Origin of the sequence: Mesotoga sp. BH458_6_3_2_1, from assembly GCF_003664995.1 — a bacterium.
GTDB lineage: Bacteria > Thermotogota > Thermotogae > Petrotogales > Kosmotogaceae > Mesotoga.
In genome coordinates this window covers 22,977-40,268 of the sequence record NZ_JFHL01000015.1, presented here as the reverse complement: position 1 = coordinate 40,268, position 17,292 = coordinate 22,977, and the positions used below count along the sequence as shown (strand labels likewise).

The 17,292-nt window shown below is 45.9% G+C and carries 17 protein-coding genes; 7 read left to right on the top strand and 10 right to left on the bottom strand.

Annotation, left to right across the window (positions count from 1 at the left end):
* Positions 1 to 16: 16 nt before the first annotated feature.
* The 5 genes from aroF to Y697_RS07905 form a co-directional block, all read right to left on the bottom strand.
* Positions 17 to 1,033 (bottom strand): 3-deoxy-7-phosphoheptulonate synthase, encoded by a 1,017-nt coding sequence (gene aroF / locus Y697_RS07925; RefSeq protein WP_121551096.1) that lies wholly within the window; start codon positions 1,031 to 1,033, stop codon positions 17 to 19.
* 359 nt (positions 1,034 to 1,392) lie between these two features.
* Positions 1,393 to 2,109, bottom strand: coding sequence for a GNAT family N-acetyltransferase (locus Y697_RS07920; protein WP_121551095.1), 717 nt, complete (start codon positions 2,107 to 2,109; stop codon positions 1,393 to 1,395).
* A gap of 86 nt (positions 2,110 to 2,195) precedes the next feature.
* Positions 2,196 to 2,531, bottom strand: coding sequence for a DUF4345 family protein (locus Y697_RS07915; RefSeq protein ID WP_259462395.1), 336 nt, complete (start codon positions 2,529 to 2,531; stop codon positions 2,196 to 2,198).
* A 71-nt stretch (positions 2,532 to 2,602) separates the two neighbouring features.
* Positions 2,603 to 3,214 carry a TMEM175 family protein gene (locus Y697_RS07910; RefSeq protein WP_121551093.1) on the bottom strand — a complete coding sequence of 204 codons (612 nt, stop codon included), beginning with the start codon at positions 3,212 to 3,214 and terminating at the stop codon, positions 2,603 to 2,605.
* Positions 3,215 to 3,226: 12 nt separating this feature from the next.
* Positions 3,227 to 3,853 (bottom strand): NAD(P)-dependent oxidoreductase, encoded by a 627-nt coding sequence (locus Y697_RS07905; RefSeq protein WP_121551092.1) that lies wholly within the window; start codon positions 3,851 to 3,853, stop codon positions 3,227 to 3,229.
* A 282-nt stretch (positions 3,854 to 4,135) separates the two neighbouring features.
* On the opposite strand from Y697_RS07905, the gene Y697_RS07900 reads away from it, so the two are divergent.
* The 3 genes from Y697_RS07900 (at position 4,136) to gpmA (ending at position 6,215) form a co-directional block, all read left to right on the top strand.
* On the top strand, positions 4,136 to 4,525 hold the full coding sequence (locus tag Y697_RS07900; RefSeq protein WP_121551091.1) for a hypothetical protein: 390 nt from the start codon (positions 4,136 to 4,138) through the stop codon (positions 4,523 to 4,525).
* A gap of 35 nt (positions 4,526 to 4,560) precedes the next feature.
* A complete protein-coding gene (locus tag Y697_RS07895) occupies positions 4,561 to 5,382 on the top strand; it encodes an aminoglycoside N(3)-acetyltransferase (RefSeq protein WP_121551090.1) in 822 nt (273 codons plus the stop codon).
* A gap of 86 nt (positions 5,383 to 5,468) precedes the next feature.
* Positions 5,469 to 6,215, top strand: coding sequence for a 2,3-diphosphoglycerate-dependent phosphoglycerate mutase (gene gpmA / locus Y697_RS07890; RefSeq protein ID WP_121551089.1), 747 nt, complete (start codon positions 5,469 to 5,471; stop codon positions 6,213 to 6,215).
* Positions 6,216 to 6,274: 59 nt separating this feature from the next.
* On the opposite strand, the gene Y697_RS07885 is transcribed toward gpmA, so the two are convergent.
* Positions 6,275 to 7,621, bottom strand: a complete 1,347-nt coding sequence (locus tag Y697_RS07885) for an FAD-dependent oxidoreductase (RefSeq protein ID WP_121551088.1) — start codon at positions 7,619 to 7,621, stop codon at positions 6,275 to 6,277.
* A gap of 90 nt (positions 7,622 to 7,711) precedes the next feature.
* Here Y697_RS07885 and Y697_RS07880 point away from each other — a divergent pair, with 90 nt between their 5' ends.
* Complete coding sequence (locus Y697_RS07880; RefSeq protein WP_121551087.1) at positions 7,712 to 8,947, top strand: radical SAM protein; 1,236 nt, start codon at positions 7,712 to 7,714, stop codon at positions 8,945 to 8,947.
* Here Y697_RS07880 and ylqF read toward each other — a convergent pair.
* Positions 8,917 to 9,753 carry a ribosome biogenesis GTPase YlqF gene (ylqF, locus tag Y697_RS07875; RefSeq protein ID WP_121551086.1) on the bottom strand — a complete coding sequence of 279 codons (837 nt, stop codon included), beginning with the start codon at positions 9,751 to 9,753 and terminating at the stop codon, positions 8,917 to 8,919. The genes Y697_RS07880 and ylqF overlap by 31 nt on opposite strands.
* A gap of 107 nt (positions 9,754 to 9,860) precedes the next feature.
* Between ylqF and Y697_RS07870 the strand changes: the two genes are divergently transcribed.
* The 3 genes from Y697_RS07870 to pncA are packed head-to-tail and all read left to right on the top strand — an operon-like array spanning position 9,861 to position 12,400.
* Positions 9,861 to 10,712 (top strand): DUF4438 domain-containing protein, encoded by an 852-nt coding sequence (locus Y697_RS07870; RefSeq protein ID WP_121551085.1) that lies wholly within the window; start codon positions 9,861 to 9,863, stop codon positions 10,710 to 10,712.
* 41 nt (positions 10,713 to 10,753) lie between these two features.
* Entirely contained in the window at positions 10,754 to 11,767 is a 1,014-nt protein-coding gene (locus tag Y697_RS07865; RefSeq protein ID WP_259462382.1) for a glycoside hydrolase family 10 protein, read from the top strand.
* Positions 11,768 to 11,791: 24 nt separating this feature from the next.
* Complete coding sequence (gene pncA, locus Y697_RS07860) at positions 11,792 to 12,400, top strand: bifunctional nicotinamidase/pyrazinamidase (RefSeq protein ID WP_121551083.1); 609 nt, start codon at positions 11,792 to 11,794, stop codon at positions 12,398 to 12,400.
* Between the two features lie 990 nt (positions 12,401 to 13,390).
* Here the strand turns inward: pncA and msrA are convergent.
* From msrA to Y697_RS07840, 3 genes are all read right to left on the bottom strand, one after another.
* Positions 13,391 to 14,092 (bottom strand): peptide-methionine (S)-S-oxide reductase MsrA, encoded by a 702-nt coding sequence (msrA, locus tag Y697_RS07850; protein ID WP_121551081.1) that lies wholly within the window; start codon positions 14,090 to 14,092, stop codon positions 13,391 to 13,393.
* Between the two features lie 869 nt (positions 14,093 to 14,961).
* Positions 14,962 to 15,459: a ferritin family protein gene (locus Y697_RS07845; RefSeq protein WP_121551080.1), complete on the bottom strand. Its 498-nt coding sequence runs from the start codon at positions 15,457 to 15,459 to the stop codon at positions 14,962 to 14,964.
* Entirely contained in the window at positions 15,459 to 17,288 is a 1,830-nt protein-coding gene (locus tag Y697_RS07840) for an FAD-dependent oxidoreductase (protein WP_121551079.1), read from the bottom strand. Before Y697_RS07840 ends, Y697_RS07845 begins: the two co-directional genes overlap by 1 nt.
* Positions 17,289 to 17,292: the final 4 nt, after the last annotated feature.

The following is a 17,292-nucleotide window of genomic DNA, read 5'->3' as shown; positions in this document are numbered from 1 at the left end:
TTTTCCTCCCAACCTATTATGTGAGCGAAAGCTCGATGGCACTGGCTAATTCTTCGAGGCTATTCATAAGCTTTTCAAACTCGCTGAAACTTAGGCTCTGTTTGCTGTCGGAAAGAGCCTTCTCCGGCCTTGGGTGAACCTCGACTTCGATACCATTGGCTCCGACGGCCAGAGCTGCTCGGGAAAGCGGTATTATCAAGTCTCTTCTCCCGGAGGCATGGCTAGGATCCACAATGATAGGCAGAGGCGATTGCAGCTTTATTAGAGGTACGGCAGAGATGTCCAGCGTGTTCCTCGTCGCCGTTTCGAAGGTCCTGATTCCCCTTTCACAAAGGATTATCGACATATTTCCCCTCGATGCGATGTACTCTGCGGAAAGAAGAAGCTCTTCTACCGTATTCATGAATCCCTTCTTCAAAAGAATGGGCTTGCTCTTTTCTGCCACCTTCTGTATGAGCTGAAAGTTCTGCGAGTTTCTCGCCCCAATTTGCAGTATGTCGCTCATTTCACTCACAGCTTCAAGCGTGCCTTCTCCAGTCACCTCGGTCACCGTCTTCAGACCATAATGATCTGCGGCCTCTCTCAAGTATCTCAAGCCAATTTTCCCGAGTCCCTGAAAAGAGTATGGAGAGGTTCTCGGCTTGAAGGCTCCCCCTCTGATTACCCTCACCCCCATTTCCGAAAGAAAGGCTGCGCTCTCCTCTATCATGGGTCGATCTTCAATCGCACATGGACCTGCCATGACTATGAACTTGCCCTCTCCTACAGACAAATCACCGATTTCCACCGAGATGTCTTCACTGTGAAACTCTCTCGATACGAGCTTAAAAGGCTTGAGAACACGCACAACCTGCTCAACACATTCAAGAGCTTCAAAGCGTTCCACCGACATATATCGGTCGTCTCCAATCACACCTATTACCACTCTTTCCAATCCTCTGGAGACATGACAGCTTAGATTCAGACTCTCTGAAAGAGACTCCACTTGCTTAATCTCCTCTTCACCGGTACCTCTCTTAAGAACGACTACCATTTCACCACCCCGCATTCCTGCTGAAAAAGAAAAGGGTCTCCGGATTGGAGACCCTTTCGTATCTTTCATCCGGAGTAAATGCAAGAAGCACTTACCCGGAGTTATCACTCACAAGCAAATGCTTCTGTTGTTATAATAATAGTAATATGCATTTATCCAGGAAAACCTGAAGTCTATCATTTACTCAACTCCCCGCTGGTATGAAAGGATTCTACACTTTTATCTTCTGCCATGTCAAATCCTAAGGCAACGAATCGATCACTAACTAGCTGAAACTTTGACTTACTGGTTACAAAAACAAGGATAGATGATTACTCACGAAAGAAGTCTGGGTTCTCGTATCTCCACTTCAAGATTATCTATCCTGTATATAAGTATTCTTGATCTACAATGTACTCTCTAAAACCCAGAGCACGAGAAACCTTTAGCGATCCGTAGTTCAAGACGTTATGTCTGTACTGAATCAGTTTCTTGTTGATGACAGCCCACTCGCTCGCTCTAGAACCAAGAGCCTTGCCCAGTCCGAGCTCTCTGAAATCAGGCATTGTAATTATGCCTATATCTGCAATCTCATCCCACTCGATTATGCTGGAAACTGCAACGATTTCATCTTCGTAAAGGGCTCCGAAAACGGCAACATGATCAAGCTCTACGAACCCCTCCACCAGATCCTCCCTGGTGCACTGGTTTCTGAAATTATAGAAGGCCGTTCTGTCGCCTTGATTGAGTCTTCTTACCGTGAACTCGACAGGTGGATAATAAGGAACGTAGTTTGAAGGATTAAGATACTTGATGGAAGTCTTTTTCAAGAGAAGAAAAGAGTCTCGAAACAAATCGGTCAGATTGTCACCGGGATTTTCATCGCGGCCATCAATATGTTTGAAAACATCTTCTAACATGGGATCGTATAAGATGACCGTCTGCCTTTCAAAACTCAGTTGCTCGATCCCTCCCTTCCCTTTCTTACTCTCATCGGGAAAAAAGAAATGTGTTCCAAAAAGAAATCTGTCAGTTGAAAACCCCAATCGCTTTGACCATGCTTCAAGTATTGCCCATTTAAGATCTTCCTCTCTCAACTTTCTTTCCTCCATTTCTTCAATCGAGTTCTCAAGGGTAAGAGTTCTTCGTATAAAAAAACCGACCTAGGTCGGTTTAGATTGATTTATACGGGAATAACCATAATTAGACCAAATGCTATTTCAACAAGAAGGATAATTAGATTAGTGAACGTGAAGGACTTCTCCACAAACATTGATAAAATTCGCGTTGCAGCGATGAACAAATAGACTATTCCCAGAAAAATAAAGCCGATCGTCGAACCCAAGAGAATCATCGGAGCCACTCCTAGTCCGATAAAGGTTCCCCCCATAATTGCCTTTACCTCGGTTCTTCCTCTCGTATTGACTGTCGAAAACTCGGCAAGTTTTGCGTAGGATTCCGGTCTCAATACTATATATAGCCCGGTTACGGCAGTTAGGACAGCAACTATAAAACGAATGATGGTGAAAGCTATTTCTATCGCCCCCTAGATTATAGATATATTTTAGCAATTATTTATGTCACGTGGTATTACCTACGGATAAAGAACACCCTGAAAAATATGACAAGATAAACAAGGTTGCTCCAAACGGGAGTAAATACCGAGACCGCAACGCCTAGCAAAGGAACAATTACATGAAAGATATAGACTTTTCTATAGTAGATCAAGTTCGCATCATCTATTGCATCTTCGCGGATTAGATCTCTGTTATTAATCAGATTCTGCCACTGAACAAGAGCGATGATCTCAAGAACCAGGATATTGAAGTGGAAAAGCAACTCTGCAAATTCAAACTCACCGTAATCTCCCATGAGCGAAGTTGTGAAAGGAATGGTCGTTACGAAGAATAAATTAAGCATATTGAGCCAGAAATGCTTGTAATCAGTCTTTCTGAGAATGTGTGTTCTCCTTATCGTTGAGATCCAGATCGATCCAATAACGAAGAAGGATATGAAGTAACTCATAAACTGATAACCCTTGCCCATGACATTCTGGACGAGTTCGCTTTGACTCGTAATCTGATTCCTACTTGGTACTTCAAGAGATAGGACGAGAATAGTCATGGCGATGGCAAAAACGCCATCGGTAAGAGCCTCTAACCTATTAACATGTATTTGGGGACCAGAAATCTCCCTTTTCAAGCTAGCTCCTTACTAATAAGCAATACCAACCCTCTTCTGAGAATACTCAGAAGTGAACAATTGTTTGAAGGCAAATTCAGCCACATCCTGAACAGAGATCTTCTCCCCATTTTCAGGAAGAAAGTCTGCAGAAACCCTGTAACTCTGATTTCCTTCAGAAAAGGACATGAAGGGAGGGCAAACAACCACCCAGTCAAGTTCAGAAGTCTTCAGGATTTCAAATGCATCCAGGAATTCTCTAGAAGACTTTTTCAAATACTGAGGATAGTTCGGGGAATCAAGCCTGAGCTCTCTAGGAGACAGCTGCAAAATACCTGAATTAGCTATAGAAACGATTTTGTTGACTTCGGCATCTCTCGCACCATTTACTATGTTTCTTGTAGCTACCGCTAGAGTATCATTCACGCTGCCTGAATTATCTGGACCCAGAGCACTGATTATAGCATCTTGACCTCTGATTGCGTCCCTTACGCTCTGACTGTTGAAAACATCTCCTTGGAAGATCCTAAGATTCTCTTTTCGCACAGTCAATTTGGAGACGTTCCCTACGAAAATTGTGACTATGTGATTATCGTTCAAGGCCCGATCAAGAATGACCCTCCCTACTCTTCCGGTACCACCAAAGATAATTATCTTCAAGGCGGTTTACCCCCTTTCAACTATCTCTATAACAATAATATAGTCTCTCATGTCCAAAACCAAACGGAGATATTGAATGCAAACCTAATATTGAAATCGGAAAGCCATTTATTCTAGACATGAGGCTCATGATCATCCCTTCAATTATACATCGACTGAAATCGTCCTAATTAGTTGTGATTACAGTCCTAAATTTCAGCTCTATCAGCGGCCCTAAGAACGACATATGGGCTGAATTCGATTATAATTTATCTACTAGAGGCTACTACGGAGGTAATGACTTTGAAACTTATCGATGTAGGTCGCTATTTGACAATTCTGGGAATAATCGGGCTTGTAATCTTGACGCTATGCCTCGCTGGATTCGACGTCTATGAGAGCAAGACTCTCTATGCACGAGATTCTGGAAAGAGTTTTGCCACTGTCATTCTACGGCCCGGCCAACAGCTTAGAGTGCGGATGGACAAAAAAGCCATGATCGGCAACAGCGCTTATCTGGTAGTGGAAAGGGACGGACAAGAAGCCGCCAATTTAGCCGATGATTGGGAACAAACAAGAAACGAATTAATCTTTGAAGGCGATGGAGAGTATATTTTGAAAGTTATTTTCGAGGACTCTTCTGCGGACAGAAGAAGCGCGGAGATTGAGATCAAATGGTTGATCGTGAACTGATCAACTTCATTGTGATCGATTTTCGGGAGTAGTAAATGAGCGAAGCCAAAGCAGTGGAAATTAGCAATAACGGACCAGTGACTTCAAGGAGTCTGATCTCCGACCTGAAACAACTTGGAGTCAAAAGAGGAATGGTATTGTTAGTGCATTCCTCCCTGAGCAAACTGGGTTGGGTCTGTGGCGGTGCCGTTGCTGTAGTGAAGGCACTAGAAGCGATTCTAGACGAGGATGGAACACTGGTTATGCCGACTCATTCTGGAGATCTCAGCGAGCCGTCTAACTGGTCGAATCCCCCAGTTCCTGAGAGCTGGTTTGACACAATAAGAAAAACAATGCCTCCCTTCAACAGAGCCGAAACCCCTACCAGAGGAATGGGGGTTATCTCCGAGACCTTTAGAAAGATGAAGGGTGTCATCAGGAGCGATCATCCCCAGGTTTCTTTTGCTGCTAGAGGAAAGAGGGCCTCTTACATAGTCGATAACCACGAACTGGAGTTTGGAATGGGAGAAGGATCGCCTCTTGCCAGATTGTATGACCTAAATGCTTGCATATTGCTCTTAGGGGTGAGCCATAAGAATAATAGCTCTTTACATCTTGCAGAGTACCGTACCGATTTTCCATCGAGAAGACTTTGCAGAGATGGGGCTCCAATAAGCGAAAACGGAAAGAGAATCTGGAGAGAGTTCGTCGACTATGAGCTCGATACGGATGACTTTGAAACGATAGGAAGGGCTTTCGAAGAAGTCTTCCCACCAATTGTCAGCAGGGGAGTTGTCGGATATGGAAAAGCAGTCTTGATTCCCCAGGTGGAGCTGGTTAATTTCGCAGTCGAATGGATGACAGAGAACAGAAAGTAAGACTTTGAACATTTCGAAAGATAGACTGATCTACCTAAATTGAAGAATAGTTTATAATGTAGGAGATATAAGGAAGGAGGAGAAATATGACCAAACTCGTACTGGTAAGACACGGAGAAAGCACATGGAACAAAGAGAATCGTTTCACTGGCTGGACCGATGTTGATCTCTCCGAAAAGGGTAGAGAGGAAGCAGAGAAAGCGGGGAAAGTACTCAAGGCCGGTGGATACGATTTCGATCTTGCATACACTTCAGTTCTGAAGAGGGCAATAAGAACCCTGTGGTACATAATGGACGAAATGGATATCATGTGGATTCCGGTGATCAGGGACTGGAGACTTAACGAGAGACACTACGGAGCCCTTCAGGGTCTTAACAAGGCCGAGACCGCTGCAAAACACGGCGAAAAACAGGTGAAGATCTGGAGGAGAAGCTATGACATTCAGCCGCCTGCGCTCGAAGAGAGTGACGAGAGGTTTCCCGGGCACGACCCGAAATACAGGTCTCTCTCAGACAAAGAACTTCCCAGAACCGAGTGTCTCAAGGACACTGTAGCAAGATTCCTGCCACTTTGGAAGAATGAGATATCAACAGAGATAAAGTCTGGAAAGAAAGTGCTGATAGTAGCACACGGAAACAGTCTTCGGGCACTCGTCAAATATCTGGACAATATACCGGACGACGAGATCGTAGGATTGAACATTCCAACCGGAATACCTTTAGTCTATGAATTGGATGACGATCTAAAACCAATGAAGCATTACTACCTGGGCGATCCGGAAGAGATTGCAAAGGCACAACAGGCAGTCGCAAATCAGGGGAAAGCGAAGTAATATCAGTCAACATAAAGAGAAGCTACCCTCAGGGTAGCTTCTTCTATTTGCAGTGTTTCTTATTCCTTTCTCAAATTCATTAGAGCGTTTTCAGCTGCAAGAGTCAACGGATAGGCGGTAGGGGCAGCCGTAAGCAGCGGATGGGAACCGATTTGCATCGTAAGGAAATCATTCACGGTTATTCCCTTCTGTAAACCGAGACCGATGATGTTCACCATCTCTCCAACGCTCTTTCCGCCTGCCATCTGCGCGCCAAGAAGAATTCCACTCTCCTTGGAGAAAATCATCTTGACGAAAACTTCCGACTTATCGGGAAGCGAACCGGGATGCCTATCTATTCCCTTTGCTACGCCAACGACGTAATCAAAGTTCTCCATCTTTGCCGTACACTCAGTAAGACCTGCGGCGGCGACCGTTAAATCGGCCACTGAAGTGGAGAATACTCCGAGATTTCCGTGATTCTCCCTTACCATCTTGAGGCTGAAAAGGTTCGAACCGGCAACTCTTGCCTCAAAAGCAGCTGTGGAGGCCAGCATCAATCTACTGGGCTTTCTCGTGAAGAAGCACTTGTGTTCGACGCAGTCACCGGCAGCAAAGACATCGTCAACGCTGGTTCTCATGTATTCATCTGCCCATATTCCACCGGTTATACCCCTGTGAACGGGAATGTTCTCCAAGAGCTTCACGTTCGGTCTGTAACCTATTGCAAGTACCACAATATCTGCTTCGATCTCTTCACCGTTATCAAGTAGAACTCCGGATACCTTGTCTTCTCCTTTTATCTCACAGACCTTCATCCCGGTGCGCAGCTTCATGCCTTTCTTCACGAGTCTTTCGCTTACCATGGCTCCAAATTCCCTGTCAAAGGCAGCCATTAGTATCTGATCGACGGCCTCGACCAAATAGACTTCTTTGCCATCGGAGAGAATCTCGTCCGAGACTTCTACTCCAATGAAACCTCCACCAACGACTACAACTTTTTTCGCAGATTTTGCAGAAGCATATACAGTTTTCAGATACTCTTTATCCTTGGCTATAGTAAACACTCCTGAAAGATTGCTTCCCTTTATTGGGGGGAATATGGGCTGCGAACCCGTGGCGATAACCAGTTTCTCATATTCGATAGACTCCCCACCGGAGAGCTTGACCTTCTTGGAATCAGTACTGATTTCCTCGACTTCATCAAAAATGAAATCGATTCCCGAATTCTCGGCTCCTTTTATCGGCATGGTATTGGCATCTACAGTCGGAAGAGTATGGAATATGTAAGGAATTCCACAGGGGACGACTCCTTCCCGTTCCCTTCTAATAACCAAAATGCTCTTGTCGGGATAGGTCTTCTTTGCCGTTGTCGCCGTGACTATACCGGCGGGACCTCCTCCCACTATTACTACATCCTTTTTCATACAACACCTCCTAATAGGATAATATATATGCTCAAACCATATATTATATTAGCACACTTTACGTACTAGAATGGAGCGGGAGGGTGAAAAATGAGTCTTGCAGAAAGAGTCATGGAACTTGGCAAAAGGCTGTTTATAATAGAGGACGCGGATGGTGCTGGCCCGCTGAATTTCGATTCATCCCCCGGGTTATATATTCATATCCCGTTCTGCCCGGATTTCTGCAGCTTCTGCCCCTACAACAAAATCAAATACGATGCTGAATTGACCGATAGATACTTGAATGCCTTGAAGCGAGAATCCGATCTAGAGAAAATCGAACATTTCAGTTCCATCTACATCGGTGGCGGAACTCCTTCCTATGACCTGTACCTTCTAGAGGAAGTCGTCTCTCATTTCAGGGGAATGACGAATGGCGAAATCGCTCTTGAAATCCACCCGGCAGATGTTTCCAGCGAGAGGCTTGATGAAATAAGGGAAACTGGCGTCAACTTCGTCAGTCTGGGGATACAGTCCTTCGATGATTACACTTTGAACTCGATGGGGCGGAAAAGACAGGATTCCGGCGTTTCACTGAGTTCGATTGCTGAGACTACATCTGCGGGCTTTGACTTTGTTGATGTGGACTTGATCTTCGATTACCAGCTTGACCAGAAAAGAATCGTAGAGGATCTCAAGACGGCTCTTTCTTACGGTCCTGAACAGATATCCGTCTATCCTATGATGCGTTTCGCAGACACGGCATTCAAAAACACCAAGAATGATCCCGAAAAGGAACTCGAGATACTGGAAGAGCTGGAAAACGTCGCTCTCACTCATGGTTATGTTAGAGATTCTCTGTGGACCTTCAAGAAGAAGGACGAAAAGAGAAAGTACAGCTCTGTCTCACGTGAATTCTTTGTGGGGATTGGCTCGAGCGCCTCTTCCTTCAACGGAAAGGTGTTTCGAACTAACACCTTTTCTCTTGATGAATACTTCTTGTTTCTCGATTCCGGCAAGCTTCCGGTCCGCAAGACAATCAAAATGGGGAAGTTTTCAGCGATTCTCTATTACTCTTTCTGGGCGCTTTATAGTGGCCGCTTCGATCTCGACAGTGTTCAAGAACACTTCGGAAGGCTTCCACTGAGGATGAGATATCTTCTTCACTCTGCGACAGCGAGAGGATATCTCGAAAGAGAGGAGGACATAATAAAACCTACAAGAACTGGCACGAGAAAACTGCACATAGTAGAAGAGTGGCTAACTTATAGCTTCATCGATCGCATATGGAGCGATTTGAGAAGCAAAGCGAGAAATCACTCTGTTTCGAGTGAATCACTACTGTAAAAGCTTTTCGGGTCTTCGAAAGAAAATCTGCCCGCATTCCCAGCTGCTACCTCTCTAAGGAAGGTGTGGGCTCCTCTGGTTGTGTCGAGTGCTCCCAGTTTGGCAAGATAGTTTCTTCTCCTGCAGAACTTCTCGACAAACTCTTCTTCATCTGAGAACTTTTCACCTAGGTAATCCTCTAAGGGAGCCTTCCCGTATCTCTCAACAACTAGGGCAAGTACCCTTTCGAAGGCGTCAAGCGGATCAAACTTCTCGTACGGTAGGGAACCTACCGCTAGAAGTTTCGTCGTTACTTGCTGAGAGCGAAGTTCAGAGTATAGAATTCCCGGCGTGTCAAGAACGGCTATGCTTTCGGAGACATTTATCCACTGGACTCCACGCGTTATCCCCGGTCTATTTCCAACGGCCAATGATTTCTTGCCCTTGAGTCTGTTTATAAAGGTCGACTTTCCGACGTTGGGCATTCCGACAACCATGAACCTCTTCTCGTAGAACCTGCTTTTCAATAGAGGTACGATCTCTTTGATTATGAAATGCCTGGCATCTGTTGATCTAAGTGAAGCCTCTACAACTCCGCTTCCCTGCTCACTGAAATGCCTTTCCCACATGGAAGTAATCGCAGGATCGGCCAAATCGGACTTGTTCAGAACGACAATACGCTGTTTATTCTGAAACAACCGTTCTGCTTCATAGGCCCTGCTTGAGAGGGGAATTCTAGCATCAAGCAGCTCGACTATTCCATCTACGGACTTAATGTAGTTCTGAATTTGCCTTTTTGCTTTCTGAATGTGTCCCGGATAATACATATGACGACCTCCAGCGTGGATTATATCACGGTTCGACCGGCGTTCTTCAGTTGATATAATATATATGTACTATATGCTAACAAAAACACTGAATGGAGGAAAAGGCATTGAAGACAAACAAAGCTTTTGTAGTGAAGATCTCTGTCTCTGGTGAAGTTGCACATCCACTAAGGAGAAGCCCTTTCAGACTTGAAGTCGATGGGACTCCAAGACTCTTCCCGGGAACGGGAGGCATTACCTATAACTTTGCTCTTGGAGACAGCGCGTTCAAGATGGTTGGCGACCATGTTGAGCCAGATGTCTCGACAAAGAACTCCGAAGCTGACAAGAACTCAGCATATGTCGGTTATTCCTGCATCGGAAATTCGGCCACTTTGATCAGCGGAGATGCAAAGGGAGAGAAGGGAATAGTCATAGGCAAGCATGGAGGTATAAATCATGTCTTGATCCACTTCAAAGAAGACATAAAGAAGAGGATGGCGATCGGAGACAAGATACAGGTTGTAGGATTCGGACAGGGATTGGTGCTAGAGGACTATCCCTCGATAAGGGTTTACAATATCGATCCAGAACTTCTCGATAGAATTCCCGTTGGAGAAGGAGATGGAAAGATCCACTTCCCAGTAAGGGCAATAGTGCCCGGTTATCTCATGGGTTCCGGCTCAGGATCGGGAGATCCTTCCGGTGGCGACTACGACATTATCACAAATGACAGAGCACTCATTAAGAAAGTTGGTCTCGACAGACTGAGAATTGGAGACTTCGTGGCCCTCGAAAATCACAATGACTCTTTTGGCCTCGGAGGATATATGGAAGGCTCAGTTACTATCGGAGTTGTAGTGCACGGAGACTGTATAATAACTGGTCACGGCCCTGGCGTAACTGTAGTAATGGCAGATGGTAAGGGAATAATAATCCCGGAGATAAGCGAAAAATCAAACGTAATCGACTTCATCTGACAGTACTGACAGAATTGTCAAAGCATTGAATGGAGGAAAAGATGAGCGGATTCAGACCGGAAGTGTGGGTTCCCAGCAAGGAACTTGAATCTCGGGAATCTTTGAGCCGAATGATCGAAAGGCTCGACGGGATTAATGCAGTTAGGGCTTACATACAGGTTGTTAACCGTGCCGATTCTTACTACTCCTCGAATATTCTCCCTCCCGCCGAAGAATTAGTTCAAGACTTCGATGCACTTCAGATGACCATAGAAAAGGCTTGCGAAAGGGAGTTCAGGATTTCGGCATGGATGAATGTAAACCTTGTTTGGGGTTTTGGAAAGCAAAAGCCCTTTTCGGAAAGCCATATCTTGAACAGGCGACCGGAATGGATCACAGCAGATGAGAGCGGCAATTCTATGCTTAAGTATCCATCTAGCAATCTAGAAGAAGTTTTCGGGCCGTACATAGATCCCGGTATCCCAGACGTTAGAGAATTCACCGCCCATATTGCTTCGGAAATCTCAAATTACGATGTGGAAGAGGTTCATCTTGACTTCATAAGGTACCCGTTCAAAAGCTTCGGCTACAACCCGCTTGCTCTGGCTGAATACAGAAAGTGGCTCAACAAAGAAGAGCTTATCGAAAGCAAGAAGAGCTTCGATCGCTTCAGAATCTGTTCCATAACGAGACAGGTCTCGATGATCTCTGAAGTCGTCAGAGCCAAAGGGAAAAAGGTATCGTGCGCTGTCTACGATGATTATTCGGAAAGAGCTGTAAGTGAGCGTCTACAGCCCTGGCTAGAGTGGCTAGAGAGCGGGTTGATAGATTCGGCTGTCGTTATGGCATACGGAAATGAACCGGATGAAGTGATCTCTAGGGTGGAGAAGATCCGTAGTCTTCATGGATCGCTGAAGGATATTAGAATTGGACTTGGAGCATTCAACTACGCAGGTCGATGGGACGAGTTCGTTGAACTGATCAAGAGGGTTCAGAAGCTAAGACCGGACGAGATCACGCTTTTCTCCCTTGGCTCAGTTGATGAAGAACTCCGCAAAAAGTTAAGGGCACTGTAGAAACTTGAAAGTGAGGCGATTGAAATGCGTAAGGCACTGCTAGTCGTAGATGTTCAAAACGACTTCTATGAAACCGGTGCACTGCCCGTAAGCAATGCGAGCGAGATCAACGAAGTGATAAACAGAGCAATGAAAGACCCCGTGTACAAGGTGATAGTTGCAGGCCAGGACTGGCATCCGTCGAATCACATGAGCTTTGCGGTCAACCATGGAAAAGAACCCTTCACACCGTTTGACAACGGGAAAGGGATCGGCCCCGTTTTGTGGCCTGTTCACTGTCAGCAGGGAAGTCTTGGAGCGGAGTTTCATCAAGACATAGAGAGTTGGCGCTTCGACTATATAGTAAGAAAGGGAACTCACCGACATGTCGACAGCTACTCGATCTTCAAGGAGAACGATGGAACACAACTTGGAACCGACGGACTTCTCAAGACGCTTGGAATCGAGGAACTGGACATTTGCGGGCTTGCTCTTGACTACTGCCTAAAATATACCGTTCACGATGCGCTCCTGGCAGGCTTCAAGATAAATGTAATAATAAACGGAACAAAAGGGGTTGAGGCTAACCAGGGCGATGTTCAGAGAACTATTGAGGAGTTCAGAAGCGCGGGAGTGGAACTGATTGAGAGATGAGTTGTAAGGACGGGGTTGGGGGTTTGAAGAGGAAGAGAAACTGGTTCGCCGTTGAACGGTTCTACGTTCTCCGAAGAAGAAATTGGTTCTTCGTTCCGACGCTCCGCGTCGTAGTTCTTCGTTCTTGGTTAGAGCAATGAAGCAAGGGCATCAAGATTCCGACCAGGAGCATTGTCGGAATGACGGAGTATAGCATTTTCGCATTAATCGTTAGTTGTCATCCCGCTGAGCCTGCCCTGAAAACCTGCCCCAAAATTCTCCTGTTTGGGGTCTCCTGTTCAGGGTCATCCCGAACTTGGGTAGGTGGTTGCAGGTTCGAAAAGAGCTACGGAACACAAGACGCTGAAAATAGTTCATGATGTTGGTATGTGATGTTAGATCTTCATACCTCTACCCTCATACCTCTGACCTCTTTAGTTTTTTTGATCTTATCGAAAGACCGGCTCTTCATAGCGTTCCGCGGGTTCTCTGCTTTTAAGCGTGCAGCGGCTCTTCTCCCGCGAAGCGGAACTGGCCGCACGAAGTGCGACGGTCCTGATTTTCTTCATCAATTGTGTTTTTCGGTTATTCTTGCCACGCTTGCAGTGACTGGCCTTGGCTTGAAGCCGAGACTATCACCAAGAAATGATACTGGCGAAGGCGAAGCCTTCAAGGGTGGCGATGATTCTAGCCTTTTGACTTGCCTACGCAGCAGACTGGCTTCTGAATGCTTCCCGCTGAAAGACTATAACTTCTGCTCTTGGTCTCCTCGGAGGACGGAGAACCTTTGACGGTGGACCCGAGAAGGCTTCTGCCGAAGGCGGCCTTGCGTCTAATCACAACAACATTACTACCAGCTCCCGCTGATGACCGCAGAGCTTTGGCGGACAACTTTTATCAAGTCTCGTATATCGAAGTCACGCTCTCGATAATGAGTTTTATCTACTTCTCTCTCTTACCCCTTAATCCAGACCAGGCTCTAACTTGGTTTTTTCCGAAACTCTTTTCTCTCTAATAGAGCATCTTTCTCACCTTTTCGAGAGCTCTATCCTGGAGGCCGTAGCTTTCATACTCGTTTTTCATAAGATCGCGGTCTCCCTTGCCAGCCAGGAGAGAGTTTAATCTAGCCGCCACAGTTGAATCGTTCAAAGCAAAGATGTCTTCGTAATATCTTAGAAGATCGTTGAGAATCTCCTTATCTTTCTGGAGGTAGAACTTGAGATGGTAATCCTCGGCTCTGTAGAATTCGGTAATTCGCGAGACTTCTGTGGCCGCCTTCCTGCCTGTTTCATTCTCCTTCGAATCAACGAACATTTCGGCGGTCTCTTTCTGTTGCTCACTGTGATAGAGAATTAGAGACATGTATTGAACCTTGTAATTCACATAAGGGTTGTGAGAAAGCCAAAAAATCTCCAAGAGTCCTTCATAGGAGATTACTGAAGAATCAAACTGTATCTGAACTACCTCGGTGTGGTCTCCAAGAGAATAATAGCTTGGATTAACCTTACTGCCTCCTGCGTATCCAACGCTGGTCCTGTATACTCCGCTTATCCCTCCAAATACCGCTTCAGAACCCCAGAAACAACCCAATCCGAAGGTCGCGGTTTCTAGATTTTCTGGCAAATTAGCATCAACTGCTGGTATTTCTGTACTGGCCATAGTAAACACTCCTATCAATGCGAGTAAAAACATTATTGAGACAATCCTTTTCATAAATACCTCCATGTAATTCTAGACAAATATTATCGGTCTTGTTATGACTATTTAGAATGATTATAGGTTCAAGAGAGACGTGGTCGGGGGTAGCGGGTTGGTGGTTCGAAAGAGCAAGAGAAACTGGTTGACCGTTGAGCAGTTCTCCGTTCTCCGAACAAAAAACCTGTTCTTCGTTCCAGAGCAAGGATCTGTTCTTCGTTCTTGGTTAAAGTCAAAGAACCCGGGATTCTGAATCAAGTTCAGACGAAGTACGGAGTTGGCAAAAGCAATTGGAGACAAAAGTCTTCTTTTGCTTCACGTTATTCCTCTTGGTCACGTCATTCTTAGATGATCCTGCTCAGAATCTCGCACTTCTCGTGAGCGAAGCGAACCTCTCGACAATGCTCTTTCTCGCTTGATCTTATCCAAGGACGGGTCCATGTTCTTGGACGAGGAACGTGCTTTTTACTATGACAGACTATAATGTTTTTTCTTGATTTCGGGCCTAGAGCTCGCAACTTTAAATGACAACTGTGACTGTTCTTCTCTGAGGACGGCGGACCGTTGACGGTCAACGGGGCTTTTCAGCGCCGAGCGAGTTCTATAAGCGTTAAGCGGCTCTTTCCCCGCGAAGCGGAACTGGCGTCGCCAAAGGCGAGAATGGCTCTATGGGTCTTAACCCTCCTGCCAAAGGCAGCATTGCGACCTGGCGTGCTCTTCGCCAGCCTTGCGTCCACTGATGCTCCTCAGTGCACTGCGTCCCGCCAAAGGCGTTGCGTCTTCTTTCAATGGGAATTGGCCCGCGCAGCGGAACTGGCCAGGCGTAGCCTGACTGGCCACCGAAGGTGACTGGCTTCTTCATTGATCTTCTCAAAAACGCTCTCTAATCAAAAGGGATAGAATCCAAGATCAATTGCGTTCTTTTCGTATATCTTTTCCATGAGGTTTCTGACAAGAGAAACATGTCCTTTTTCCCAGTTCATTAGCTTTACCATGAGTTTCTTTGCACTCATGTCTTCAACCTTTTTGGAGGCATTTTCGTAATAATCAACAAAATCCCTCTCAATGAGGTAGGCCATTCTTAAAATCGAAAGATCGGCAAGATCGCTGCTGTAAGAGTTGTCTGAGAGCGCCTGCGATTCCAGTCTCTCTACGAATATCTCATCCGCTTCTTCCTGCAGGGCAAAATCAACCTTCTTGTTATCTTCAAGAGCTTCGATCATACCCTCGATGAATTTCACATGAGAGTCTTCCATTTCCATAAGATATTCGAAGGTCTTTTTGGCAACGATTTGATTGACCCTCTGCATATTATTTTTATAGAACTCCCGGCCTGATTTTTCGAAACTGAGTGCTACCTCCAGAATGCTCTTGAAATCGCTCATTACTTCACCCCTTTACTAAGGAACTCGTCGATACCCACTGCCGCTTTGTGACCGTCGGCAACGCCATGAATGATATCTGGGCCATTCACGATATCTCCTCCAGCGAAAAGCCATGGAAGATCAGTTTGGCCTTTCTCGTTAACGAGTATTCTTCCCCTTATGAACTGTATCTTCTCTCTAATTGATTCCGGAAGATAATCATAGTCCGGCGCCTGACCTATTGCCTCAACAATCATTTTTCCTTCGATCATACTTTCGTCGCTTTCATCGAATCTTGGGTTGAATCTTCCGTCTTTATCAAAGACTGCTGTACAGGCAATGGTAGATAATCCGAAGACTTTGCCGCCCTCTAGACAAACCTCCTTCGGGCCCCGACTGGGAAAGTACTTTATTCCCTCTTCCCTTCCTTCCACTATCTCCTCAAGGTCGGCTGGCATCTCATCCGAGGATTCGAGGCATGTTACTTTGACATCTACCGGCATTCCTTCCATTTTCTGTAGACGGGCAACACTTCGAGCCACGTCCATTGCAACGTTGCCTCCACCTATCACGACGAGGCTTTCCGGCACCTCCGGTTTCTTGCTTGAATCCCCTCTGAGATAATCGCGAATAGATTCTAGAAGAGGCATTGCCATCAAAACCCCTTCGCTGTCAGCTCCTTTGACTCCGGTGCTTCTTCCCTTAATGAACCCCGTTCCGAGAAAAACCGCATCGAACTTCTCATGAAGCTGTTCTACAGTGATATCCCTGCCAACTGTCTTGCCGCATTCGATCTTCACACCCAAGGCTTCTATTACTTTTATGTCTCCATCCAGTGCTTCATCTGGGAGACGATAGCGTGGTATACCGTACCTCATGACACCGCCCGCATGCTCTTTACTTTCATAAACTGTAACAGAGTAACCCATAAGCGAAAGGTAGTATGCGGCAGACAGGCCGGCCGGACCACCGCCTATTATCGCAACTCTGCCGCTTCCCTTTTTGATTATCTCTTGTTCTTTCGCGTATCTTATAACGTCTTCCGTCTTCTCCTGATCCATGAGATATCTCTTCAGCCATCTTATAGCAACGGGCTCTCCCCTGTTGCCTATTGAACAGACAGTCTCACACTTGTGGGTACAGACGCGCCCACAAATCGACGGCAAAGGATTGGTCCTATACATCCATTCGACGCCCTCTTTTGTATCGTTCTTGAAGATACTCTCTATGTATCTCGGAATATCCATTTTTGCCGGGCAGGCATCTATGCAGAGTTCGCAGTCCACACATCTTGCCGCCTCTGCTATGGCCTGCTCTCTCGAAAACCCCTTGACAAATTCTACAAAGGACTGAACTCTCTCCTCGCCCGGGAGCTCTTCCATTTCTACCCTTTCCAGATCGAGTAGCTCCGAGTTTTCATCCCGTGAATAGCCTATTGGTGGAGTATCGTGATGGATGCCAGTTTCATCTGGTAGAAAGAAAAAACTATCGGGGTCGTCGGATATATGAATATACTCCCTAGTCATGTTAAGTGAACCCGTAGTGCATATGTCGACACAGATTCCACAGAACGAACATCTTCCATAGTCTATAGCCGGTCTCTGTGCCTTCTTTCCGATATCTACTGTAATATCTACTGCCACCATCTTGATTGCGTCGGTGGGACATATCTTTGCGCAAGTTCCACATCCCGAACATTTGTCCCAGTCGTTGACGTGGAACCCCCTGTATCTTTCTGCTGCTTCGCGATAAACCTGTGGAACTTTTATAGTGACCGGCTTTGTGAACAGTCTCTTCCAGGCTATAGTAGGACCCCAGAAAGTCTTCTTGAAACCATCATATACGCTCACGTTA

Bases quoted from the DNA above. Each gene is read 5' to 3' on its own strand.
- aroF (WP_121551096.1), bottom strand. From the start codon at position 1,033: ATGGTAGTCGTTCTTAAGAGAGGTACCGGTGAAGAGGAGATTAAGCAA.
- Y697_RS07895 (WP_121551090.1), top strand. From the start codon at position 4,561: ATGAGCGAAGCCAAAGCAGTGGAAATTAGCAATAACGGACCAGTGACT.
- gpmA (WP_121551089.1), top strand. From the start codon at position 5,469: ATGACCAAACTCGTACTGGTAAGACACGGAGAAAGCACATGGAACAAA.
- Y697_RS07885 (WP_121551088.1), bottom strand. From the start codon at position 7,621: ATGAAAAAGGATGTAGTAATAGTGGGAGGAGGTCCCGCCGGTATAGTC.
- Y697_RS07880 (WP_121551087.1), top strand. From the start codon at position 7,712: ATGAGTCTTGCAGAAAGAGTCATGGAACTTGGCAAAAGGCTGTTTATA.
- ylqF (WP_121551086.1), bottom strand. From the start codon at position 9,753: ATGTATTATCCGGGACACATTCAGAAAGCAAAAAGGCAAATTCAGAAC.
- Y697_RS07865 (WP_259462382.1), top strand. From the start codon at position 10,754: ATGAGCGGATTCAGACCGGAAGTGTGGGTTCCCAGCAAGGAACTTGAA.
- pncA (WP_121551083.1), top strand. From the start codon at position 11,792: ATGCGTAAGGCACTGCTAGTCGTAGATGTTCAAAACGACTTCTATGAA.
- msrA (WP_121551081.1), bottom strand. From the start codon at position 14,092: ATGAAAAGGATTGTCTCAATAATGTTTTTACTCGCATTGATAGGAGTG.
- Y697_RS07845 (WP_121551080.1), bottom strand. From the start codon at position 15,459: ATGAGCGATTTCAAGAGCATTCTGGAGGTAGCACTCAGTTTCGAAAAA.